A 759-nucleotide genomic window follows, 5' to 3' on the forward strand; every position below is an offset into this window, starting at 1 on the left:
AACGCCAGGTTACCATCCGCAAGGTAACGCACCAAATCACCGGTCTTATACAGCTTCGCCGAGCTCATCGGGTTACCCGCTTCATAGTACGGGTTATCAATAAACCGTTCCGCCGTCAGCGCCTCACGGTTTAAGTACCCCTGTGCCAAGCCAACCCCGCCTATATGCAGCTCGCCTGTCACACCACGGGGCACCACTTCCAAACGGGAATTTAAGACATATTGGCTCATGTTGCCTATCGCCTGACCAATATGCAGCTCCGTCCCCGGCACTACCCGCCCGACTGTTGCACACACGGTGGTTTCCGTTGGCCCGTAAGCGTTATACAGGGGGTACTTCGCCGACCACAGTGCCGCTACATCTGGTGCAATGGCCTCGCCTGCCACGATTAATGCCTCAAAGGCATAATTATCATCCAGTTCCATCACACCCAGTAAGGCCGGCGGCAGGGTTGCATGGCTTATCTGGTTGTCACATAAAAACGCCTTCAGTGCCTCAGCTGACTGTTTCACCTCACCCGGACAAATATGCAATTCACTGCCCGAGAGTAACGCCATCACCCACTCCCACACACTGGCATCAAAACCAAAGGCAGCGAACTGGATCACTTTACTCTGCGGAGCCACCTGGAATAACCGCTGTTGTTGGGCATTCATATTCAACACCCCCTGATGGGCTAATTTCACCCCCTTCGGCTTGCCGGTTGAACCGGAGGTGTAAATCAGGTAGGCCAGGTTATCCACCCCAAGACCACGGGCC

General features: G+C 54.7%; 1 protein-coding gene. It reads right to left on the bottom strand.

What is annotated here, in order from left to right:
* Positions 1 to 743: AMP-binding protein (locus OPS28_RS16920; protein ID WP_265610653.1), on the bottom strand; the 743-nt coding region annotated here is incomplete at its 3' end.
* Positions 744 to 759: the final 16 nt, after the last annotated feature.

The organism is Alteromonas sp. ASW11-130 (assembly GCF_026183735.1).
Classification (GTDB): Bacteria; Pseudomonadota; Gammaproteobacteria; order Enterobacterales; family Alteromonadaceae; genus Alteromonas.